This window comes from Vibrio sp. 2092, assembly GCF_033339635.1.
GTDB classification, from domain to species: Bacteria; Pseudomonadota; Gammaproteobacteria; order Enterobacterales; family Vibrionaceae; genus Vibrio; species Vibrio alginolyticus.
In genome coordinates this window covers 1-23,486 of the sequence record NZ_JAWOUY010000016.1, presented here as the reverse complement: position 1 = coordinate 23,486, position 23,486 = coordinate 1, and the positions used below count along the sequence as shown (strand labels likewise).

Sequence of the window (23,486 nt, the reverse complement as noted above, 5' to 3'; positions counted from 1 at the left end):
TGAGGATTTAATGATGGAGCAGTTGACTATCAACTTACGAGTTATCGCCAAGTTAATGGAATGTGAGGTTCTTGATGATGCCACAAAAGAGTTCATTCAGTGCGCAGTAATGAAAGCAGCCCTTATTCTAGAGGAAACAAAGTTTACTAACATTAGTAAAAAAGACGATTCTTGATCGGGATTGCTTTAATCTATTAATTAAAAGGGAACGCGTAAGTGCTCCCTTTTTTTGTGGGATGTAGAGGGTGTTCAGATACTATGTATGGAAGTTTTACTAACTTGCGCATTGCCTCTTAGCCGACGATAATGGCCACATCATCGTTTCGTTACTGCCCGATACTTTTCTTAAATCACGCTAACTTGTGTGTATATCTGGGAGTGCGAAAAAATACAGTGTGTATATAAGTGTGTATATTGTTTTTTATTTACACCATTTAATCACTGTAAAATTCTATATAAAACAGAGGTTTACAAAGTTGTCATCCCATTTCTCAGAAATATACAAAGAGTTTATGTTCGAAGCAGCACACCATTTGCCACACGTACCAGAAGGTCACAAGTGTGGTCGTTTGCACGGACACTCTTTCCTTGTTCGTCTTTATGTAGAAGGTGAAGTTGATCCACATACAGGTTGGGTAGTGGATTTTGCAGAGATCAAAGCTGCATTTAAACCAATTTACAATCGCTTAGACCATTACTACCTAAACGACATTGAAGGGTTAGAGAACCCGACTAGCGAAGTATTAGCAAAATGGATTTGGCAGCAGCTTAAGCCAAGCTTACCACTGCTAAGTAAAGTAGAAATCAAAGAAACGTGCACAGCGGGTTGTATTTACAAAGGTGAATAAGTCACTTTCCATTGAGCATTAAACAAAGGCAAGCGAGAAGCTTGCCTTTGTTGTATCTGAATGCCCCAATTTTGATTATGCTTCGCCTGCTAGCTTAATGGGTGTCGTAGAATCCATTCTTTTTCATTATCACCCAATGTTGTTTCCTCTGTATTAATGAATCCGCACGCATCAAGAAAACTCATAGCGTATTGCTGACTTTGTGGAACAGTGGAGCAAAGAGAGGTGCTTTTAGGGTTAATGGTATACGCATAAAGGAACAGTTTACGCAATGCCTCACTCCCAACCCCTTGACGTTGGAAACGTTGATCAATCATCAAGTATTTAAGCTCCAGTTCGTATCGTTTAGCAAACGGCGCATGTTGGGAGAAACCTTTATCGATAACAAGATAGCCTACTAATAGGTCATCAGAATAAATCGTAAAGAACGCCTCTGACTTACTACGTTTTTGATAAGCCATTTCAAACGGTGTAAAAAATCCTTTTTGCTCTTCTTGCACACCCAATTGCATCAAACTTGAAAAATCTTTCAGTTTGGTGGGTTTAATCGCAATCATCGCTCAATCACAAATTGGCGGCATACCGTTATGCCACCACGAGTTTTTATAGAGTATTAAATCTATTTTAAGTAACTAACCGAGTGAAGAAAAGCTAGCAATGAAGAGGGTAATAATAACCTTGGTGAATGTATGCGCCCAATGTTGTGAGTAAGTGAGCACTGTCTGCCGTTTCTACGCCTTCAACAATGACCGTGCAGCGATACGTATTGCCCATAGCAATTAACTGACGCAAGGTTTCTATCTTTTTATCATCAGATTTTAGGCCAATAACAAATTCTCGGTCGATTTTGAGATAGTCCGGATTCAGCTTGCTGATAAGCGCCACATTATTATTACCGGTGCCAAAGTCATCAATACTGATTTTACAATCCAGAGCTTTTAGTTTCGCGACATTGCCATAAATCTCAGAGGTATAGTACATCGATGCATTTTCTGTGATTTCGATTGTCAGCAAACGGCAATCCCGATTAGATAGCTCTCTATATAGGATTGAAAAGTTACGCCCTCGCAGCAAAGAAGGACAAACGTTAATGCTGATAGGGATGGGCAACGCTTTTTGTTTGGTGTAGATGGAATCAATCACCAGTAAGGTATGAGTTAGCAGCAATCCATTGCGGATCAGTGTTTCAATAAACCGTTGCGTATTTTTTACCTTAAACCGGGAGAGGGCTTCGTAGTGCACAATCTTTTGTGCCGAAGTGTTATAAATCGGCTCCAGTTTTATTTTGAATTGTCGAATTGCGCACAAGTAAGCCATAAAGGCTTGTAGGGAGCGGTGACGCAGTATAATGAGAAAAAGTAAGCTCAGTAGAATGATACTTTGAAACGGTCCAGAGATGTAATACACCTCTTTATAGCCACTATTCTTTACGTGATAATTGAAAAAGCGTTCATTGGTGTTACCAATCTCTAACGACGTTCCGGTATTCGTTGATAGCTTCATACCGGAAAGAAAAAAACGTGAAATATGATTTTCAACATTGTCGGATAAGTTAATGTTTTTAACACGAACCAAAACAGTTGCGTTATTTAAGTCAAATGATTGGGTCGTGTAATTGTTATTGTTACTCCACTCTTCAAAGGCTTTTTTGCTGACAGGGACAACGGTTTCTGGAGTGACTAAGCATCGAATATTGAAACGATCTAGCATCATGCTCGATTCCACCAACTTCACATTATCAAATAGCGACTTCAGTTCGCTTTCATTAGCAAAGCAACTCCTGCGGGAAAGGCTCTCTGCAATTTCGAAAGCGTTATCCAGATAATTATGTTTAACGATGCTGTTTATCGCGTAGTAACAGATAGCAAAGAAAATGATCGCAGTGATCAACACAACCCACATCGCTTCTGAATAGATCTTTTTATTACGCAGGCAAATACGAAGTGCTTTTCGAAGACTATTGGTTGTGTATTGATTGATCTTCTGTTGATGTTCGATGCCATTCTGATGGTTGTTTTGCATAGTAAAAGGGATGAAGTATCCGGTCCGGTGAATGTTTTCGATAATGTTTTTGTTAGTGGTTAAGTGTTCTTCCGTGAGCTTGCGAAATTTCTTTCTTAGAGCGGCCACCGCGTTTTTAAAGCCATTTTCAGGCAGTGTCATTTTGTATTGTTGAGTGATTTTGCTTTCTATTAACCGCTGACTAATCGGCGTATTTAAACTGCCGTATGTGGCGATAGTTGACAGAATGGCGTACTCATTTGGGTTGACAGGAATGGAGTGGTGGAGTGACTGATTGAGCTCTAGAGATATTTCGTTTTCGGACAAGCAAACGCAGATTTGGTTTCCAATTTCAAACCTAATCATGTGTTGATGTGCTCCAAGTTTAATTTTTGGCTACGTTATCAATAAAGCTAGGGAAGAGATGTGATTTTTTACTGAGATATCCATAATATTTGGATATATTCAACGTTTTAGGTTTTTTTTACTTGTCCTGATAACGCATTTTCCTGGGTTTTTTAGGTATAAAAAAACCCGAGCACAGACTCGGGTTTTGATTGGTATTCAGAAAGGCGTGTTAGCAAATCACTTTGATTGCTAGACCACCTTGAGATGTTTCGCGGTATTTCGCGTTCATGTCTTTACCTGTTTCTAGCATGGTTTCGATAACCTTATCTAGAGAAACAGTTGGAGCTGAAGAGCGACGTAGTGCCATGCGAGTAGAGTTGATTGCTTTTACTGCCGCAATACCGTTACGCTCAATACATGGAACCTGAACCTGACCTGCAACTGGGTCACACGTTAGACCTAAGTTGTGCTCCATCGCGATTTCTGCTGCCATACACACTTGCTCTGGGCTACCACCCATAAGCTCAGCAAGGCCTGCTGCTGCCATAGAACATGCCACGCCAACTTCACCCTGACAGCCAACCTCTGCACCAGAGATAGACGCGTTGCGCTTGTAAAGACCACCGATTGCGCCAGAAGCCGCAAAGTAACGGATGTAATCTTTTTCAGTCACAGTTTGGATGAACTTATCGTAGTAAGCCAGTACCGCAGGGATGATACCACACGCACCGTTAGTTGGTGCTGTAACAACGCGGCCACCTGCTGCGTTCTCTTCGTTTACTGCGAAAGCAAACATGTTTACCCAATCAACAACAGACATTGGGTCGTTTGTCGTCTTTTCTGAAGTAAGTAGCTGCTGGCGAAGTGCTGCTGCACGACGAGGCACGCGTAGTGGACCAGGCAAAATACCTTCTTCATTCATACCGCGATCCATACACTCGCGCATTGTGCGCCAGATGTTCGCGAAATAAGTACGAGTTTCTTCATCTGAATGAAGCGCATGCTCATTCTTCATGGTTAGTGCGCTGATGGACAATCCACTTTCGTGGCATTGGTTAACCAGTTCCTCTGCCGTTGTAAACGGGTAAGGTACTTTTACTGGGTTCTCAGCTTCTTTACCGAAATTTTCTTCATCAACGATGAAACCACCGCCGATAGAGTAGTAAGTTTTTGAGTACGCTTTTTCGTCATCAATCCAAGCGTGGATCTGCATGCCGTTTTCGTGTAGCTCTAGGTTTGTTTTGTGGAAGTTCATTCCACCTTCACGTGGGAACGATACTGTGTGACAGTGCATGCCAACAGGAAGGCGTTCAGTTTCTTCTACACGAGCGATAAAGCCCGGGATAGAATCGATATCAACTTTCTCAGGAGTGTTGCCTGCAAGACCCATGATGATAGCAATATCTGTGTGGTGACCTTTCCCTGTCAGTGATAGTGATCCATAAACGTCAACGGTGATTTTAGTGATGTCGCGCAGTTTTCCCATTGCACGAAGATCATCAATAAACTCTTTACCCGCTTTCATTGGGCCTACAGTGTGTGAGCTTGAAGGTCCAACACCGATTTTATAGATATCAAAAACACTAATCATATCGATTACCTCAGAAGAAAGCCTCCCAAGGGGAGTTGGGAGGCTTAATTTTATCGTTATATTTTTGGATTAATCATACTGCACTGGGCAGAGATGATTAAAGAGCGCCGTAGATTACAGAACTAATTGCAGCAAGACCACAGATTGCTGTGAAAATTTGCACAGGTGCTGAAGTTTTGTACTTAGCCATCGCAGGAACTTTTTGCATTGCGAAGATTGGCATCAAGAATAGGATTGCCGCAATCATCGGTGCACCCATTGTTTCAATCATACCTAGGATGCTTGGGTTAACGATAGCAACGATCCAAGTTGTGATTACAATGAAGATTAGAGACATCTTCTCGATCTTGCTTACTGGTGATTTTGAACGAGATTTCACTAGACCAACTAGACCTTCGTGCGCGCCTAAGAAGTGGCCAAAGTAGCTAGAGGTGATCGCTGCGAAAGCAACCAATGGACCCATGTAAGAGATCAGTGGAGATTCATGCACGTTTGCTAGGTAAGAAAGAACAGAGATGTTTTGCTCTTGCGCCGTTGCTAGTTGTTCTGGAGACAGAGAAAGTACAACAGAGAAAACGAAGAACATAACAAAGCCCATCAGCATCATTGCTGCGCCACCAGTGATAGCGTCAGTTTTCTTAACTGCGTCATCACCGTATACACGACGTTGCTCTTTAGAGAACTGAGAAATGATTGGGCTGTGGTTGAAAGAGAACACAATAACAGGGATTGCTAGCCATACGATAGCTGGCATTGCACCCCAGTCAGGCGACACTTCCATCATTGAAGTGTTCCAACCAGGAATTAGGTATACAGACAGTGCTAGTAGGATGAACACGAGAGGGTAAACCATTGCTGAAGTTGCTTTCAGCATAAGCTCTTTACCGAATACTACACCTGCTGTCATTGCAGCAATAAGTGCACCAGAAAGTAGCCAGCGAGGAATAGATTCCATGCCCATTTGGTTAACTAGGAAAGAGTCAACTGTGTTTGTGATACCAACACCGTAGATAAGTACGATTGGGTAGATAGCGAAGAAGTAAGCGAACGTAATAAGGTTTGCGCCAGTCTTACCAAAGTGCTCTTCTACTGTGTCGGTGATGTCCGCTTCAGGGTTTTTCGCAGAAAGAACGAAACGAGCTAAAGATTTGTGTGCGAACCAAGTCATTGGTGCTGCAATTAGGGCTAGGATTACTAATGGCCAGAAGCCACCTGCACCTGCTTTAATAGGAAGGAACAGTACACCTGCACCTACTGCCGTACCAAAAAGGGACAGACACCAGGTAAAGTCTTTGTAAGAAAACTTACTAGACGATTGTGCGGTAGAAACCGCAGAAGTAGTTGTATTCATTTTTTAGTTACTCATTTTGGGAACAGGAAATAAGTCGGGAGTAATTTTGCAAGATTTTACACTAGGAAAATTAGATCTAAATCATTTATTGCTTACGCTTATTGAATGATATGTCAAAAACCTGCTTTTTATCACGAAAATGATGTGCTACTCGTGATTTCTGCTAATGAGTAAAATTAGAAAAACTTATCAATAGGGCTGTTTGTATAAATTTATTTCACCGCAAGCGTTTGCGGTGAAAATGGAAAATTAATCTAATGTGAATGAATGTTTATGAAGCAACGTTTTATTAATATTGATGCGCATAATGATCGCGCCTATAAAAGCACCGATATCAACAACTATTTAATGTGAAATAATATGTTTTTGCATTGATTCGATAATTTGTGCCGTCATGCCCCAGATGAAATGCTGTCTATATGGGATAGCAAATACACGATGACTGCTTCTTTTTAGGTCAAATTTGGTGCTATACAATTTTTTGGGGTTCAGAATATGGTTGGCAGGAACCTCAAAAACTGACTCTACTTCATTTGGGTCAATATGCGTTTTATATTCCGGAGAAACAAAAGCCAAAAAAGGTGTCACATTAAACTGACTAATCGTTGGTAGTGTAGGCAGTTGACCAAACACATGAATATGCTCATCTTCTATCCCAACTTCTTCTTTGGTTTCTCTTAAAGCGGTATTCACGAGCTGAATATCTTCCTGCTCATATTTGCCACCGGGAAAGCTGATTTGTCCCGGATGATGGCGTAAGTGGGCTGCACGCTTAGTCAGAATGACTTGTAACCCGTCATCGCGTTCCACAAAACCGATTAAGACTGCCGCATCTCTCAGGGACTTTTCTTTCATCCATTTCAGTCGTGCAAGGGACTCTTTGTGGTAGCCCGTTGGAAGCCGAAATTGAAAGTTCTGTAGTAAATGAGTTTTGTCGATAACCAAACTGAGTCCTTATTTATCGTGCCTAACCATTATTTATTATACTCAAAGACGGCAAAGCGTATGGCGTTATCGTTACTGGTTACCAAATAAAGCATTCGCATTAAAACACTCGCCAGCACTTTCCCTCTTTGTGTCGTGTGTCTCACTCTACTTGAACATATTAATTTGAAACTTATAAGGTTATACACCATTCTTTATTTTAGGACGTCACTATAGGGCAAGTATTGGCCAATGAAAGGGATTATTTTCACCGAGTTCATGGAGTTAGTGGAAGAGAAATTCGGTCTTGATGTGTTAGACCAAGTTCTCGATCTTTCTAACGATGAAGGTGTTTACACCGCTGTTGGTAGTTACGATCACAAAGACTTAGTTAAGTTGATCGTGAATCTCAGTAAAGTATCTGGTGTTCCCCCCGAGCAACTGCAAGAGGTGTTTGGAGAGTGCGTCTTTTTGAATTTACTTCGCTCTATTCCTAGTCACGCCAGTTTGCAACAGTGTGAAACGACGTTTCAATTTGTTCGCCATGTTGAAGATTTTATTCATGTCGAAGTTAAGAAGCTCTATCCTGATGCTAACCCTCCGCAATTTGATTTCATTAGTGAAAACCAATCCCAATTGGTATTTGACTACCACAGCGCAAGATGTATGTCTCACGTATGCTTAGGATTGATAAAAGGTTGTGCTGCACATTTTGGTGAGGTAGTTCATATCAAACATCAAAACCAGTCAGAAGATGGCAGCAAAGTACGTTTTTGGTTAGAGGCTCAATAAGAACGATATGACGGGAAGTTCCTCATTAGAAAGGAAACTCAAACGAGAAGTTGCATCAAGAAAAGCAGCTGAGCAGCTGTTGGAACAGAAAAGCTTAGAGTTATATGAATCCAACCAGCAACTCAGTGTTGCATTGAAAAAGCTGGAGCTGAAATCTAAAAAGGATCTGCGTAAGTTTGAGTTTGAAGAGCAAATTGATGCCACGTTGATTAAGTTCGGTCGTACTTTTTTATCGAGCACGTTCGATGAAGCAATGATAGCGAGCTTTATTGAGCAGCTCACTTCTAACTCGATCATTTCTGCGGCTTACTTGTTTCTTGACGCTACAAAGCTGAGCTCATTACGTCGTCATCACTTTGGTCACTTACAGCTTCGTCATAACAACGAGATTTTCACCACTCCTAATTGGCAGGGAGAGAATTTGCATTTGCCAGTTATCATTGATGGGGAAACGGTTGGGGAGTTGATTTTCTCTGTGTTGCAAGATCAAATCGATCAGTCTTTTATTTCCAAACAGATGGAGCTCGTGTCTGACTTAGTTCATGGTGTTATTGGTCGACACTTAAGTTTAGAGCGAGAGGTCGAGCTGAGAAAGCGGGCTGAGGAATCAGAAAAAGCGACGAAGGAGTTTGTCGCCATGATTAACCATGAGCTGCGAACTCCTCTCAATGGCGTATTGGGTAGTGCGGAGTTATTGAGTCGAACCCAATTAGAAGAAGAGCAGCGTCAATACTTGAGCAATTTGACTCAATCAGGGGACTTATTGAGAGTTATCATTAATGATCTTCTTGATTTCAGTAAGATGAATGCCGGTATGATGGAAATCATACATAAAGTTTTTGCCTGGGAGGAGCTTGAAAAAGCCATCATGGGTGTATTTGCCGCTAAGGCTGCGGAAAAACGTATCCATTTCTCTATCGACAAAAAGCTGGGGATCCCGGAATTTTTAGTCGGTGACTTAGAGCGCATTACACAAATTTTGGTTAACTTGGTGGGAAACGCGATTAAGTTTACTCACTTGGGTGGTGTCGTGTTACGTGTGGAATGGCTTAACGGCACGGCTTATTTTGAGGTTGAAGACACTGGTATTGGCATCCCAATAAAAGCACAGCCGTCACTATTTGATCCATTTGTCCAAGTTGATCGCTCGGCGAAACGCAGCTTTGAAGGTTCAGGTTTAGGTCTCGCGATTTGTAAAAATCTCGTGGATTTGATGCAAGGTCAAATTAGCTTTGAGAGTGAAGAGCGCAAAGGGACAACTTTTAAAGTTGCTATTCCTCTTGAGGAAGGGCAAGCACAAGGCACAGCAGAGGGGGAATTGGTCACCATAGAGCGAAGCGATTTAGCAGGACGCTCAATATTAGTGGTTGATGACATCAGAATGAATCAAGTCATTGTTACTCAAATGCTGAAAAAACTCGACATTACACCTGATTTAAAAGCCAACGGCAAAGAAGCATTAGAAGCGGTGAAAAGTAAAGACTACGAACTGATATTCATGGACTGCCGAATGCCTGAAATGGATGGTTATGAGGCGACGATGTATCTGAGAGAGCGTGGCTTTACTCATCCTATTATTGCATTAACCGCTGGCACTACCATCGAAGAGCGTCAAAAGTGTATTGATTCAGGCATGGACGACATCCTCACTAAGCCGTACACCGCAACCGATATTGAACAGATTATGTGTAAGTGGCTTGAGCAGTAGACGCTTCCTTTTAAAAAAGAATTTTTGTTGGCCAACGGCTAAAAGCTAAAGTACATGATAATGCCGATCATTTAACGATGTTTTTTGGGTCATTCTAGCGAGCCTTGGCGAGACTAAGAATCTAGTAGCAGCACGATGAGCGGGTAATGAAACAAATTTGACCACAAAGTGCTTGAATAGAAGAACCTGTATCACGCTCCTTCGTCGCTGTGCAGGGTGATGAGATACAGAAATATGCCACTCGCTGTTAAACGAGCGGCATTATCCGTTCTAGAGGCGTTTTAGATTGTTTTCGTCACTAGCATTAAGCGACGTTGTCCGCGGTTGAAATCTACGATTGCAGCGCTGGCAAAATCTTTGAAAGCTTATCCAACGTTTCTTGATACTCAGAGGCGCAATCGCTATCTGCCACGACGCCGCCGCCAGCCCAAGCGTAAAGTTTGTTTTTTTCCGCTACAAGAGTTCGGATAGTAATGCTGGTGTCCATACGACCATGGCGTGAAATGTAGCCAATACTGCCGCAATACGCGCTGCGTCGATGCGGCTCCAGTTCTTCAATAATCTGCATTGCGCGAACTTTAGGTGCTCCCGTAATTGAACCGCCTGGAAAACACGCTCGCAGCAAATCCGCAGGAGCGTATTGTTCATCCAAATTTGCACGAATGGTGCTCACCAAATGATGCACGGCAGGGAAGCTTTCAATATCGAACAACTTTGGCACGTGAACGCTACCCGGTGATGCAACCCGACCAATATCATTACGCAGCAAATCGACAATCATCAGGTTTTCTGCCTGATCTTTTTCCGCTGTCTGCAAGTCATGGGCATTAGCGTTATCTTTCTTTGGATCTTCGCTGCGTGGGCGAGTACCTTTGATTGGTTTTGTTTCAATGACGCGATCTTTGAGCTCTAAAAAGCGCTCTGGAGAGATACTCAAAATCGAAGACTCAGGCATACGGATAAAAGCGGAAAATGGCGCTTGGTTGGCGGACTCTAATTTTAGATACGCTTGCCACTCACTGCCTTGATACGGTGCGTTAAAGCGTTGCGCCAAATTGATCTGATAACAGTCACCGCTCAACAAGTATTCTTGCACCTTGTCAAAGCGAGTGGCGTAGCTCTCTTTTGTCATGTTTGACTGCCAAGCACCAGACAAAGCGAAGTCAACGGTTTGTTCTGCTTTTTGCTCGTTTAACCATTGCCAAGCTTGCTCGATGTTCTGACCGACTAAGCATGCTTTTTTAAGCTTGTGGTCAACAACGACGGCCCATTCATACAGACCTACCGCCATATCCGGCGTGTTGAGATCTTTTTCTGCCACTTCTGGCATCGTTTCTACGCGGCGACCTAAATCGTAACTGAAGTAACCTAGCGCACCGCCGACAAAAGGCAAATCCAATTCTTTATTTAACTCTACGTGAGGAAGCCACTGTTCTTGCATCTGATGAAGCAGCGCAAATGGGTCATCTTGAGTTGAATAGGCATTCGATGGCGTTTCAACTTGTGTGTTGTCGGCAGTGGTTTCTAACGTTGCAATTGGGTTGGCAACCAATACATCGAAGCGGCTATCGATATGCGTTTTTGATGCAGAACGCAGCAACATCGCCCAAGGCTGGTGTTGAATGCGAGAAAAAAGGTGAAGAGCAAACTCTGGTGCGTATTCCAGCGCTTTAAAATCAATGAATTGATTGTCCATGTTGTTCATTTGTGTAATTTGTGACAAAGAGATCGTTCACTGCATGGCATGTCATGGGCAGCAAGAGTATCATATTCCTCTGTGTAGCCAAACTCCCTCTATTCATAGGGTTTTGAGATGGTTTACAAGTAGGCAACTTCAGCATTTCGTGTGTCGATATCAGCCGTTCGACAATTGTTTATAAAAAACGAAGCTCAAAAGAGCAATAAGCTCAACAAACACGATTGAAGCCAAGCCAATAATGGAAGCATAACTATAACGAGGCATGTAATGACGGTAATACGCAAGCAGGATGTGATCAGCAGTGTCGCTGATGCGCTACAGTATATTTCTTACTACCACCCGCTAGACTTTGTTCAAGCTCTTGAAAAAGCCTATCACCGCGAAGAGAGCCAAGCCGCTAAAGACGCGATTGCTCAGATCTTAATTAACTCCCGAATGTCCGCAGAAGGTCACCGTCCAATTTGTCAGGATACTGGTATTGTGACGTGTTTCGTCAACATCGGTATGGGCGTGCAATGGGATTCGACCGACATGACGGTTCAGCAGATGGTAGATGAAGGTGTTCGACAAGCGTACACGAACCCTGATAACCCGTTGCGTGCGTCAGTACTTATGGACCCTGCTGGTAAACGTATTAATACCAAAGACAACACGCCTGCCGTCGTACATATCAACATGGTTCCGGGCGATAAAGTTGAAATTCAGATCGCTGCGAAGGGCGGCGGTAGCGAAAACAAAACTAAGATGGTGATGCTAAACCCATCTGACGATATTGCTGAGTGGGTAGAAAAAACGCTACCAACAATGGGGGCGGGCTGGTGTCCTCCTGGCATGCTTGGCATTGGTATCGGCGGTACGGCTGAAAAAGCAGCGGTATTGGCAAAAGAATCTCTAATGGAACACATCGATATTCAAGAGCTTATTGACCGTGGCCCACAAAACGCAGAAGAAGAGCTTCGTTTGGATATCTTCAATCGCGTGAACAAACTTGGTATCGGTGCGCAAGGTCTTGGCGGTTTGACGACTGTTGTCGACGTTAAAATCAAAACTGCGCCAACGCACGCGGCTTCTAAGCCTGTTTGTTTGATTCCGAACTGTGCGGCGACTCGTCACGTACACTTCACGCTTGATGGTAGCGGCCCAGCAGAGCTAACACCACCTAAACTAGAAGATTGGCCAGATATCACTTGGGAAGCGGGCGAAAATACGCGTCGCGTAAACTTAGACACAATTACTAAAGAAGAAGTACAAGAGTGGAAGACAGGCGAAACGGTTCTTCTATCAGGTAAAATTCTGACTGGTCGTGATGCTGCGCATAAACGTATTCAAGGCATGCTAGATAATGGCGAAGGTCTACCTGAAGGCGTAGATCTAAACGGCAAGTTCATTTACTACGTAGGCCCTGTCGATGCAGTTGGTGATGAAGTCGTTGGTCCTGCTGGCCCAACAACATCAACGCGTATGGATAAATTCACCGACATGATGCTAGAAAAGACCGGCATCATGGGCATGATCGGTAAAGCTGAGCGTGGCCCTGCAACGGTTGAATCTATCAAGAATCACAAAGCGGTTTACCTAATGGCTGTAGGTGGCGCTGCGTACTTGGTGGCGAAAGCGATCAAGAAAGCTCGCGTTGTCGCATTTGAAGATTTAGGTATGGAAGCGATTTACGAATTTGAAGTTGAAGATATGCCAGTAACAGTGGCCGTCGACTCAAATGGTGTTAACGCGCACCAAATTGGTCCAGACACTTGGAAAGTGAAAATTCAAGAGATGGAAGCATAAGGCAAAGGGCAATCTTGCTGCGTCTCAGTAGAGAGAATGTGACAAGGTGCTGATTTACCTAGCAAACAATTGACAAAAGTGCAGCGAAACCTGCACTTTTTGTCTATATAATTAAGGATATAAACCTTTAGGCATAGCAATCAAACGTTATGCGAACAATAATTAGGAGACGGCATGCCTCGTTTTATTCAGATTCTACAAATTATTCTTGCTGTAGTGATAGGTGGCTTTGTTGGCTATGACTTGATTCTTCACGGTATCAGCATCTTTGATGAAAAGTACGTGACCATCACATGTGTGTTGTGGTTGATTTTGGAAATCGCTCTATTTGTTATCTATAAGTTAATCGAAGACGACTAGGCTTAAAGAAAGCGGGTTCCTGTTTAACATAGTAATCAGCGCATATAGAGTTACTAATGCTGTAGATTAAGTAAGCCTCTGAACCACTCAGGGGCTTTTCTTTTTTAACACAGCATTAAGCCGGATGTTTTGTTCATCTTTTATTAAGGTATATAAAGTTAAACTCATAGAATTCGGGATAGAACAGTATTCATAGATCGAAATTCGAAGTCGCTGACAACGTTGTTTTAAAGTGGAGTAAGATAAAGAAGCGTAATGAAGAGAATAAAGAAAGAAGTTAATGACTTTATCAACAGAGGTATGGACTCTAATGTTCGAATTGCTGTCACCGGACTTTCTCGTGCCGGTAAGACGGCATTCATCACGTCATTAGTGAATCAGCTTCTTCATACTGCAACCCATGACAATTTGCCTCTTTTGACCGCGGCTAGAGATAAGCGCCTTATTGGGGCGAAGCGTGAGCCTCAATCGAATATGATGGTGCCACGCTTTGCTTACGATGAGGCGATGAGCCAAATTCATGCCACTCCACCTCAGTGGCCAGTACCGACACGTGATGTGAGTGAGATTCGCTTAGCGCTCAAGTACAAACCAAATAAAACCACGAAAAAGCTGTTGAGTAAAACCGCAATTTTAAATGTTGATATTATCGACTATCCAGGAGAGTGGTTGCTCGACCTGCCTTTATTGGACATGGACTTTGCAACGTGGTCGCAAACTCAGTTTGATGCACTTAAAGGCCAGCGTGGCGATTTAGCCAAAGCTTGGCTTTCTGAACTGGAGAAAGTGGATCTCTTTGCAGAAGTGAATGAGAAACTACTTGAGAAAGTTGCACATACATACACAGAGTACCTTCATTCTTGTAAAGACGCTGGCCTTCATTGGGTTCAGCCTGGCCGCTTTGTATTACCTGGTGAGCTAGCAGGCGCGCCGGTGCTACAGTTTTTTCCGTGTCGTGCTGATTCGGAAAGCAAAGCGCCCAAGGGCAGTAACTTAGCGATGCTAGAAGCCCGTTTTCAGGAATACCAACAGAAAGTAGTGAAAGCGTTTTATAAGCATCATTTTGCGACCTTCGATCGCCAGATTGTACTGGTGGATTGTTTGCAGCCTCTCAATGCCGGTGATGAAGCGTTTTACGACATGCGCCAAGCGCTAGAACAGATCATGCATAGCTTCCGCTATGGTCGTAGTAGCTTTTTGCGTCGTTTGTTCTCACCAAAAATCGACAAAGTGTTGTTTGCTGCTACAAAAGCGGATCATATCACGCCCGATCAGCACCCAAATTTGGTGTCTCTGCTCCAACAAATGGTGCATCCAGCATGGCAAACGGCAGCCTACGAGAATATTGAGATGAGCTGCATGAGTATCGCTTCCATCCAAGCAACCACGACGGGGTTTATTTCCTCTGGAGATAAGACCATCCCGGCGTTACAAGGAACAACATTGGGTGGTGAGCCGATGACTATGTTTCCCGGAGAGGTGCCGAAAAAGCTACCAAATGCAGCTTATTGGCAAAACAACGGGTTTGATTTTACGTCGTTTCGTCCGATGCCCTCACCGAATGATGAGCCAGTGAAGCACATACGCTTAGACAAAGCACTGGATTACCTGATTGGAGATAAATTGAAATGAGTGAGTTGAAGCAAAAACAAGTTTTCTCTGAAAAAGTAATGGAAAAAGATCAGCAATCGAATCAACCGGAGTTGACGGCGCAGCAAACATTCGGCGAAAAAGAAACATTTGTACCTGTTGAAGTTAAAGAAGCGCACCAAGAGACCGAACAGGAATTGCAACTCGAGCATGTCATTCGTCCAAAATCGGGCAGAAAATGGCTCGCGACTGGCGCATTTGCAACTTTTGCTGGTTTGGTTGGCTGGCAAGCGGTGGACTCGGTTATAACCGCAATTCAGGCTTCTGATTGGCTGGCCTTAAGCTGGACGGGGTTTATTGCTGCGATCGCTTCGCTTGGTTTAGGAGCTATGGGTAAAGAGCTTTGGAAACTGCGAAAACTACGAAATCATTTTAGTGTTCAAGAAGAAGCAGAAGCACTTGTTAATAGTGAGAGCGTTGGGAAAGGGAAAGACTTTTGCGAAACCGTAGCAGAACAAAGTGGTGTGATGGCAGAGAATCCGGGCTTTGATCGTTGGCAGAACAGTATTAACCCTGCTCATAGTGACGCTGAAATTCTTGATATGTATGACTCGATGGTGGTGAGCCAACAAGACAAGTTGGCAACGAAAATCGTATCACAGCACGCAACCGAGTGTGCGGCCCTAGTCGCCGTGAGCCCTCTGGCTGCCGCTGATATGTTGCTGGTGGCTTGGCGAAATTTCAAAATGATCGACAACCTCTCCAAGGTATATGGGGTAGAGCTAGGTTATGCATCTCGCGTCAAGTTACTAAGAGCGGTATTTGTCAATATGGCGGCGGCTGGTGCCAGTGAGCTCGCTATTGATGCCAGTATGGATTTGATGTCGATGGATCTTGCTGGCAAAGTTTCTGCTCGTGCGGGGCAGGGACTAGGTGTTGGTATTCTAACGGCACGTTTGGGCTTGAAAGCGATGACCTTATTGCGTCCACTACCCTGGTATCCTGACCGTCAGGTTAAGTTGGGCACCATACGCAAGGCAGTGGCGGCGAAAGTTGCATCAATTACGATGAAACCGTAACGAATATCAACTTTGATGGATAGGATTGCTTGACGCCATTCCAAGCATGATAGAAACTACTGTCAACTTTTCCTGACAGTTGTGAATTGGGATATTTTAAGTGCGTCTTGAAGTCTTATGTGAAGATCGACTCGGCTTGACCCGAGAACTGCTCGATATTTTAGCGTCTAAAAGCATCGACTTGCGTGGTATCGAAATCGATATTAGCGGTATTATCTATTTGAATTGCCCGGATATTGATTTTGATACGTTTAGTGAGCTGATGGCTGAAATCCGCCGCATTCCGGGGGTGAAAGACGTACGTAAAATCCAGTTTATGCCGATGGAGCGCCACAATACGGAGCTGCTCTCGTTAGTTGATAACTTGCCCGATCCGGTTTTTGCCATTGATCTTAAAGGTGCCGTAGACATGGCAAACATGTCTGCACTTTCATTGCTTGGCCTTCACAAGCAAGAAGTGATTGGTACTCAAATCGGTGCTTTGTTACCAAGTGTTCGTTTCTCTCGTTGGTCTGAAGGTGTTAATGGTCGAACGCGGGAAAACCTTGTGATTGATGGCTTGGACTATGTTCTAGAGTTGATGCCCGTTTATATCCGAGACGAAGCGCAAAACTCGACTCTAGCGAGTACTCTAATGACGATTCGCTCTAGTCAGCAAGTTGCCAGAATTGAAGAGGCACTACCGCTGCATAATCCTCTGGGTTTTGAGCACTTTGTTGGTATATCGAACCGTCATAAAGCACTAATGAACCAAGCTAAGAAGCTGTCTGTGCTTGACCAACCATTGTTGATTGAGGGCGAAACGGGGACTGGTAAAGAAATGCTTGCTAAAGCTTGCCACAGCCGTTCTAGCCGCGCGAGCAAGCCATTCCTAGTTTTGAGTTGTGCTTCGATGCCTGACGATGTAGCAGAAACCGAACTTTTTGGTCATGCGCCGGGTTCATTTAATCATGAACAAGGCCACAAAGGCATCTTTGAGCAAGCAAATGGCGGGACGGTATTTCTTGATGAAATCGGTGAAATGAGTTCGCACCTTCAAATCAAGCTGTTACGTTTTCTACAGGATGGTAATTTCCGTCGTGTCGGTGCAGAAGATGAGATGCATGTCGATGTTCGTATCATCGCTTCAACAAAACATAACCTTGCCGAGCTTTCTGAAGCAGGAATGTTCCGTGAAGATTTGTATTATCGTCTCAACGTACTTACGCTCAGCATTCCTCCGTTACGTAAGCGCTCAAACGACGTTGCACCATTGCTTGAGTTGTTTGTGGCGAAACATGCTCAACAGCTTGGGATTGATAAGCCAGAGTTTGATGATGGTCTAGTTGATGCCCTTGCAAATTATCAGTGGCCAGGAAACATGCGCCAGCTGGATAACATGGTTCTTCGAGCGCTCACGGAAATGGATGGTGGTATACTAAACGCGGATCACTTTAATTTACCTCAGCCTCAGTCAGTCGGCGCTGGTAGTGCAACGCTTAACATCGACGGTTCATTGGATGAGATCATGCGTGATTATGAATCTCAAGTTCTGGAACGTTTGTATCAGTCATTCCCATCAAGCCGCAAGCTTGCTAAGCGCTTAAATGTATCGCATACCTCAATCGCTAATAAACTGCGTGATTACGGTATCCGTAAGAATTAATCGAATTGAACGAAAAGACGGAATTAATCATTTGTAATGGAAGATAACAGCTCATCTATCGCCGTTCATAAGTTGGACGGTGACTTGCTTCTTCGTACCGCTGAAATCGGTGACGCAGATATGATTGCCGAATATTTTCAAGCCAACCGAGAATACCTGAAACCGTTTGAACCGAAACGTGAAGAGGCTTTTTTCTCAGTGAACGGTTGGTTGCAAAAGCTTATCAAGCTCAATGAGCTGCATCGAATGGGATTGGGGTATTATTGCCTTTTAGTCAGAGCCTCTTCGGGTGAAATGCTAGGTACGATATCCTTTAGTAGTTTGAGTCGTTTTCCTTTTTATTCTTGTAACGTCGGATATTCTCTCGCTGAAAAAGCGCAAGGGCATGGTTATATGCGTCGTGGATTAACCATGGCTTGCGACTACATGTTTAACGTTCAGAAACTGCATCGTATTCAAGCTGGCTACATGCCTCACAATAAACGCAGTGAATCTGTGCTAGAGCATGTAGGGTTCAACCGAGAAGGGTATGCAAAAGATTACCTTTTGATTAATGGTGAGTGGCAAGACCACGTTCTAACGTCGCTTATTAATCCGAATTGGCAGCAAGAAGGGCGATAGTATGGAACGATTGGAAAAGCAGTTAGCACTTGTAATCGAGCTCGATAAACTCAAAAGCATTTTGCGCCGAACTCGAGTTAAAAGTGCTGAAGGGCGCCTCGAAAATAGTGGTGAGCATAGTTGGCATGTCGCACTGATGGCAATATTGATGGAAGAGCATGCGAATGCACCTGTTGATATTTGCCGAGTGATGAAAATGTTATTGATACATGACGTAGTAGAGATCGACGCGGGCGATACCTTTGTTTATGATACTGCTGCGTCTCAAGAGCAAGCAGAAAAAGAAATTAGAGCTGCAGAGCGCTTGTTTGGTATGTTACCCAGCGATCAGGAGCAAGAGCTATTGGCGCTTTGGCATGAATTTGAAGCCGCGCAGACCGATGATGCTAAGTATGCAAAAGCACTCGATCGGTTAATTCCAATGCTCTTGAACTACCATAATAATGGTCAGAGTTGGAAGGAACATGGTGTCTCACGCGAACAAGCACTTACCATTAATAAACGAATTGAATTTGGCTCTGTTACCTTATGGGACAAAGCGAAAGAGTTGATTGAAGAAGCCACAGAGAAAGGTTGGCTGAAATCGTAATAAAGGAGACTGAATGTCTTATTTGCCTTTGGACGAATACCAAAGAAAATGGATTTTTACGCATCAGTCGATGCCTGTGCCAGAAGAAGATTTGGCTTTTATTAAGCCGATGAGCCAAGCCCGCTCAGCACAATTTTGGAAAGAAAATATCAGTGCTCAAAGCCCTGATATGGATAGACTAAGTTCCCAAGACTGGCCAATGAACGAGGCGAATTGGTCTGAAACTGTGGATTGGATGGCTGCGTGGGAGTCGGATGATCCTGACATGCCAGCGGAAGCTGAGGCACATATCGATTGGCAAGACGATGTAACCGTTTACTTTTGCTACGAGAAGTACAATGTCATCGAAACGAAATGGTCTATTTTTAAAAAGCACTGGAAGAACTTTCTCTTTTATGACGATGGTCCGATACTAATAGGACGTCGCCGTTCGCAAGCACTTTGGTTTGATTCAAAAGGCAATGTGAAACTCGGTGTTCGTCAATAAAGAGTTATAAAACAAAGCCACCTTTCGAGGTGGCTTTGTTTTTCTAAAGGCTGGATAATGGACTCAACACACCGCCAGCCCCGCGCTCGATAACGTGAGTATAGATTTGCGTGGTTTTTACATCAGTATGCCCTAATTGTTCCTGAACAGTTCTAATGTCTGCGCCAGATTCCAATAAATGCGTGGCAAAACTGTGTCTTAGTGTGTGGCAAGTTACAGTTTTCTCAATACTTGCGTCGCTTGCCGCGCGCTTTACCGCTCTTTGTATTGCGCTTTCATTGATATGATGCCTTCTGAGTTCACCAGTGTCTCGATCTGCGCTTAACTTTGTTGATGGAAACAAAAAGTGCCAGTTAAAATCTAGCTCCGCTTTTGGGTATTTACGTCGTAAACCTTCAGAGATGTATACCCCCGCATAACCAGGCATGTGTCTATCTTTAAAATAGTAATCTCTTGCTAAATTAACCTGAGCTTTAAGCGGCTCATGTAGCTCTTTTGCTAACGTTACGGTACGATTTTTACCTCCTTTTCCTTGCCAAACACGAACTGCGCCATAATCATAATCGATGTCCTGAACTCTTAAGCGCAAACACTCCATGACTCGAAGCCCTGAGCCATAAAGCAGCTGAATATGGAGTTTATACCTCGGGTCGATATGTTGAACGAATCTTCGGATCTCCTCCCTGGTTAACACAACGGGAAGTTTCTTTTCGGTCAAGGATTTCTGAAATCTCATATCAAGTGATAGTGGGGTTTTAAAATAATCACGATATAAAAATGATATTGAGTTCAGCGCCAAAGCTTGCGTTTTTACCGCAACTTTTTCTTCTACCGCTAAGTAACTCAGAAATTGAATGACATCATCTTCTGCTAGTGTTGATGGGTGGGCGAGCTGGTGAAAAGTGATAAAACGTTTTATCCAAAATAGATAACTTTCGATAGTTTTATTCGCATAATGACGAGTAAGCATGTGCTCTTTTACACTAAGTAAAAACTGACTTTTCATGATAAATTAACCTGTTTATTTATACAGCTCCGTTAATGTATCACCACTTTTGAAATTAGCGTGCTGTGCGCCGCCTAATTGCGCGCGCCACCACACATATTCATACTGTTTTTCTATTTGTTTCATACAGATAAGTGCTACGATTGATAGCGCTTTTGATAAGAAAGAAGGCGGTAGCCTGCCAGAAAGACGGCAAGTCGCCGTATAGAAAGCGTTATGAAACACGTCTAACATCTCAAAAGTGAGAAGGTAGAATAAGGTTCAATTAAATATTCAATATAATAGTTACCTAATAACTTTAACGACAAGGTTGGGCTTCAATGGAAAATGAATTGATTAATGTATGCTATGACGGTGATGCTGGATCTAGTGATATTAGGACTTGCTATTACGATGGTATATTACACATATCTTTAACAGATATCTTTGTTACATTGACAAAAGAAAACAGATCGTTAGATGAACGGTTTCCATCGAAATATATTCCTAATCTGATCAAATCTCAGCTGCAAGATCTCGATTCAGACGAATATATCCATGTACCTGTTGCCAACCCTCGATTTGAAAATGAAAAGGAAGTCTTCGTCACTCAACCTGGTCTAAATCGTGTTATGGGGACTGATAAGTCCAAAGCAGGTAAAAAATTTCAACGTTGGCTTTATCATGAGGTTATCCCATCTCTGCAAAAGCACGGTGTTTATCCACCACCACAGACAGCGCAAGGCTCTGCTCTTGCACAGATGGCAGAGATTGTGGCTCAAAATTCAAGAATGCTTGCAGACACCATCATGGAGCAAGAAAAGATCCGCTTGGAATTTTCTAGTGTAAAAAATGAGGTGTCTAGTGTCGAAGCACGAGTTTCGAAACTTGAAGACGAAGATTCTGATAACAAGTTTATCCTTACTGTTCGTCAATGGTTTGACCAAGCTAACCAGTCTCTATCGGCCGAAAAAGAGCTAGATATTGTGTGCTGGTGTGAAAACCTATCTTTTAAGTATTCAAAGCGACAAATAGCATGTCCTTCTGGTGAGCGATTAAATGCAAGGTTTCATAAGCCCATCATCGAAGAAGCCAAAAGCCTTGTAGAACGCGCACTAGGCTAAGTGTTTCATAACAAAGCATTTAAGAGTGATTCCCAACGCTTGGCATTTTTCGTTCCATCGTTGGGTTTTGTGTTTACGGTGGCATGGTTAAGGTTTGATGGTAGCGTTGCTCACACCTTAATGCGGCGTTATACGATTATGGTAGTTATATGAAAAATTTCGAAGAAAATGTGATTTCATTTCTCAATCATGATGAGAAACAGGTCTTGGTGATTAAAGGCAAATGGGGAGTTGGAAAAACCTATAAATGGAATAAAATCATTACTGACCATTCTAAAAACCTCAAGTTTTCAAATTACTCTTATGTATCTCTTTTTGGTTTAGATGGTTTAAAGGAGTTGCAGTCTGGAGTCTTCTATAACGCATGTCCGATGGGCTCTGACAACAAGTCATCGAAAGTCAAATCCAACTTAAAGAAAGTAGGCAGTATTGCAAGAAATATTCCTCAGATATCAAAATATTCCAATGCAATGTCTGTTATCGAAAACTCTTTAGTAAATGACTATCTTATTTGCATTGATGATTTAGAAAGAAAATCTGAAAAATTGTCTATGTCTACCCTATTGGGGTACGTTTCTAACTTGAGTGAGTCAAGCAATTGTAAAGTTGTACTCATATTTAATGATGACACTTTGAACGAAAAAGATAAAAAAGAAATTGATCGATATAGAGAAAAAGTCATTGATTTAGAATTAGAGTATTCACCTAAGTCAATTAATAATATCGATATTGAGTTTTCGTCGCATCAATGTAGAAATAAAATATGCAATATATTTAAATCAGAAAATCTGAATAATATAAGAATTATTAGGCATATAAAGTGGAACATTGATGGTTTGATGAAATTTATTGAGGACTCTGAAGAGGCCGTAAGGCATGACCTGATATCCACAATCGCCATTTTGACATATGTCCACCATGAACCTAGTATTGATATAAGGGCTAATGAGATAGAAAGAATATTTAGCTATTTTAGTGAACAAGAGGATAATGATAAAAAACTGCAAAAACGTATTTCTGCATTAGGGTATATATATTATGCTGATCACGAGGCGGAGATTATAAATTATATTGAATCTGGTTGGTTGGATGAAGAACTATTTATTAAAAATATTGCATCTCTAAATAAAAGACAGGTCGAAAATCACATATCTTCAAAATTAACTCAAGTCTGGGGGTTTTATAACAACAATTTCTTGGCTACTAGTGATGAGGTTATCACTGGTTTAGAGGGGTTCTTAGGAGAGCATTTAAACTCAATTTCAGTCAGAGAATTATATCCAATACTCGATACATTGGCAGAGCTGAAAGATGACTTCGACAAGAGTATATGGCAGGATAAATTTGTTGCTCTGAACCTAGACAGTGATAATGCATCATTGTTAAAGCAATTGAAGCAATTGACCACTAACGAAGCTTTAATCAATCGAATTGTTGATCATGAAAAGGAAGTTTTTCAGCATCATTCTATTTACTCTGTACTGTCTAAAATCGTCAAGAGCCGTGGCTGGAGTCCAGAGGACGAGCAATATTTAAGTAATCATAGTGTTGATGAGATCTATGAGTTTCTAATTAGCGACACTCACTCGGATTTAATGCAACTTGTTCGCGAGAGTATTGGGATCTTTACTCCTACTCAAGGTGATAAGGCAAGAGACGTCTTTGGTAGAAATCTGCATCAAGCTCTTCTCAAGGTCTCGGAAAGAAGTAAACTTGATCGTTACAGAATTAGCCATTTCTTCGGTTTTGAACTAGAAGAAAAAATCGTATAACAAACTGTTTAAGAGTGATTCGCAACGCGTGGCACTTTTACTATGCGTTGCGTTTAGTGTTTAAGGTGGTATGCGGGAGCAACGGTATTGCGTTGCTCACCCCTTAACAGGGCGTTGAGGCTGTAGAATTTCTCTTTTTTCAGCCAATACCACCTGACTTTTTGAGCACTTTCCCCGTCTACATTGG

The 23,486-nt window shown here is 42.6% G+C and carries 21 protein-coding genes; 14 read left to right on the top strand and 7 right to left on the bottom strand.

What is annotated here, in order from left to right:
* Window positions 1-13 precede the first annotated feature (13 nt).
* Window positions 14-175 carry a hypothetical protein gene (locus R7P80_RS21800; protein WP_258631087.1) on the top strand — a complete coding sequence of 54 codons (162 nt, stop codon included), beginning with the start codon at window positions 14-16 and terminating at the stop codon, window positions 173-175.
* 301 nt (window positions 176-476) lie between these two features.
* Complete coding sequence (queD, locus tag R7P80_RS21795; protein WP_170891543.1) at window positions 477-848, top strand: 6-carboxytetrahydropterin synthase QueD; 372 nt, start codon at window positions 477-479, stop codon at window positions 846-848.
* Window positions 849-937: 89 nt separating this feature from the next.
* Here queD and R7P80_RS21790 read toward each other — a convergent pair whose 3' ends face one another.
* From R7P80_RS21790 to R7P80_RS21770, 5 genes are all read right to left on the bottom strand, one after another.
* On the bottom strand, window positions 938-1,405 hold the full coding sequence (locus tag R7P80_RS21790; protein ID WP_033905628.1) for a GNAT family N-acetyltransferase: 468 nt from the start codon (window positions 1,403-1,405) through the stop codon (window positions 938-940).
* A 94-nt stretch (window positions 1,406-1,499) separates the two neighbouring features.
* On the bottom strand, window positions 1,500-3,215 hold the full coding sequence (locus R7P80_RS21785; protein ID WP_031778938.1) for an EAL domain-containing protein: 1,716 nt from the start codon (window positions 3,213-3,215) through the stop codon (window positions 1,500-1,502).
* 211 nt (window positions 3,216-3,426) lie between these two features.
* Complete coding sequence (locus R7P80_RS21780; RefSeq protein ID WP_005376899.1) at window positions 3,427-4,788, bottom strand: L-serine ammonia-lyase; 1,362 nt, start codon at window positions 4,786-4,788, stop codon at window positions 3,427-3,429.
* 97 nt (window positions 4,789-4,885) lie between these two features.
* The gene (locus tag R7P80_RS21775; RefSeq protein ID WP_005388284.1) at window positions 4,886-6,139 is read right to left on the bottom strand and encodes an aromatic amino acid transport family protein; all 1,254 of its coding nucleotides are present in this window, start codon (window positions 6,137-6,139) and stop codon (window positions 4,886-4,888) included.
* A gap of 345 nt (window positions 6,140-6,484) precedes the next feature.
* Window positions 6,485-7,084: a CoA pyrophosphatase gene (locus tag R7P80_RS21770; RefSeq protein WP_005376901.1), complete on the bottom strand. Its 600-nt coding sequence runs from the start codon at window positions 7,082-7,084 to the stop codon at window positions 6,485-6,487.
* Between the two features lie 231 nt (window positions 7,085-7,315).
* On the opposite strand from R7P80_RS21770, the gene R7P80_RS21765 reads away from it, so the two are divergent.
* Both R7P80_RS21765 and R7P80_RS21760 read left to right on the top strand, forming a co-directional pair.
* Entirely contained in the window at window positions 7,316-7,855 is a 540-nt protein-coding gene (locus tag R7P80_RS21765) for a heme NO-binding domain-containing protein (RefSeq protein WP_005388282.1), read from the top strand.
* A 7-nt stretch (window positions 7,856-7,862) separates the two neighbouring features.
* A complete protein-coding gene (locus R7P80_RS21760; RefSeq protein WP_005376903.1) occupies window positions 7,863-9,563 on the top strand; it encodes an ATP-binding protein in 1,701 nt (566 codons plus the stop codon).
* A 331-nt stretch (window positions 9,564-9,894) separates the two neighbouring features.
* Here the strand turns inward: R7P80_RS21760 and pabB are convergent, their stop codons facing one another.
* On the bottom strand, window positions 9,895-11,259 hold the full coding sequence (gene pabB, locus R7P80_RS21755; protein WP_042522775.1) for an aminodeoxychorismate synthase component I: 1,365 nt from the start codon (window positions 11,257-11,259) through the stop codon (window positions 9,895-9,897).
* A gap of 270 nt (window positions 11,260-11,529) precedes the next feature.
* On the opposite strand from pabB, the gene R7P80_RS21750 reads away from it, so the two are divergent.
* The 8 genes from R7P80_RS21750 to R7P80_RS21715 all read left to right on the top strand — a co-directional run bounded on the left by R7P80_RS21750 (window position 11,530) and on the right by R7P80_RS21715 (window position 19,418).
* Entirely contained in the window at window positions 11,530-13,047 is a 1,518-nt protein-coding gene (locus R7P80_RS21750; protein WP_005376905.1) for a fumarate hydratase, read from the top strand.
* A 174-nt stretch (window positions 13,048-13,221) separates the two neighbouring features.
* Window positions 13,222-13,407, top strand: a complete 186-nt coding sequence (locus tag R7P80_RS21745; RefSeq protein ID WP_005376906.1) for a hypothetical protein — start codon at window positions 13,222-13,224, stop codon at window positions 13,405-13,407.
* 255 nt (window positions 13,408-13,662) lie between these two features.
* Window positions 13,663-15,039 carry a YcjX family protein gene (locus R7P80_RS21740; RefSeq protein WP_213866474.1) on the top strand — a complete coding sequence of 459 codons (1,377 nt, stop codon included), beginning with the start codon at window positions 13,663-13,665 and terminating at the stop codon, window positions 15,037-15,039.
* The gene (locus R7P80_RS21735; protein ID WP_005376912.1) at window positions 15,036-16,076 is read left to right on the top strand and encodes a YcjF family protein; all 1,041 of its coding nucleotides are present in this window, start codon (window positions 15,036-15,038) and stop codon (window positions 16,074-16,076) included. The genes R7P80_RS21740 and R7P80_RS21735 overlap by 4 nt, the downstream gene beginning before the upstream one ends.
* 100 nt (window positions 16,077-16,176) lie before the next feature.
* Entirely contained in the window at window positions 16,177-17,721 is a 1,545-nt protein-coding gene (tyrR, locus tag R7P80_RS21730) for a transcriptional regulator TyrR (protein ID WP_005376914.1), read from the top strand.
* Window positions 17,722-17,757: 36 nt separating this feature from the next.
* Window positions 17,758-18,342 carry a ribosomal protein S5-alanine N-acetyltransferase gene (rimJ, locus tag R7P80_RS21725; protein ID WP_115386127.1) on the top strand — a complete coding sequence of 195 codons (585 nt, stop codon included), beginning with the start codon at window positions 17,758-17,760 and terminating at the stop codon, window positions 18,340-18,342.
* A gap of 1 nt (window position 18,343) precedes the next feature.
* Window positions 18,344-18,931 (top strand): HD domain-containing protein, encoded by a 588-nt coding sequence (locus R7P80_RS21720; protein ID WP_005376917.1) that lies wholly within the window; start codon window positions 18,344-18,346, stop codon window positions 18,929-18,931.
* 13 nt (window positions 18,932-18,944) lie between these two features.
* The gene (locus tag R7P80_RS21715) at window positions 18,945-19,418 is read left to right on the top strand and encodes a DUF2947 domain-containing protein (RefSeq protein ID WP_017636094.1); all 474 of its coding nucleotides are present in this window, start codon (window positions 18,945-18,947) and stop codon (window positions 19,416-19,418) included.
* A 43-nt stretch (window positions 19,419-19,461) separates the two neighbouring features.
* On the opposite strand, the gene R7P80_RS21710 is transcribed toward R7P80_RS21715, so the two are convergent.
* The gene (locus R7P80_RS21710; RefSeq protein ID WP_054577706.1) at window positions 19,462-20,424 is read right to left on the bottom strand and encodes an integron integrase; all 963 of its coding nucleotides are present in this window, start codon (window positions 20,422-20,424) and stop codon (window positions 19,462-19,464) included.
* Between the two features lie 320 nt (window positions 20,425-20,744).
* Here R7P80_RS21710 and R7P80_RS21705 point away from each other — a divergent pair, with 320 nt between their 5' ends.
* Window positions 20,745-21,527, top strand: coding sequence for a hypothetical protein (locus R7P80_RS21705; protein WP_023623900.1), 783 nt, complete (start codon window positions 20,745-20,747; stop codon window positions 21,525-21,527).
* A 149-nt stretch (window positions 21,528-21,676) separates the two neighbouring features.
* Window positions 21,677-23,299, top strand: coding sequence for a P-loop NTPase fold protein (locus tag R7P80_RS21700; RefSeq protein WP_171345078.1), 1,623 nt, complete (start codon window positions 21,677-21,679; stop codon window positions 23,297-23,299).
* The last annotated feature ends 187 nt before the right edge of the window (window positions 23,300-23,486 follow it).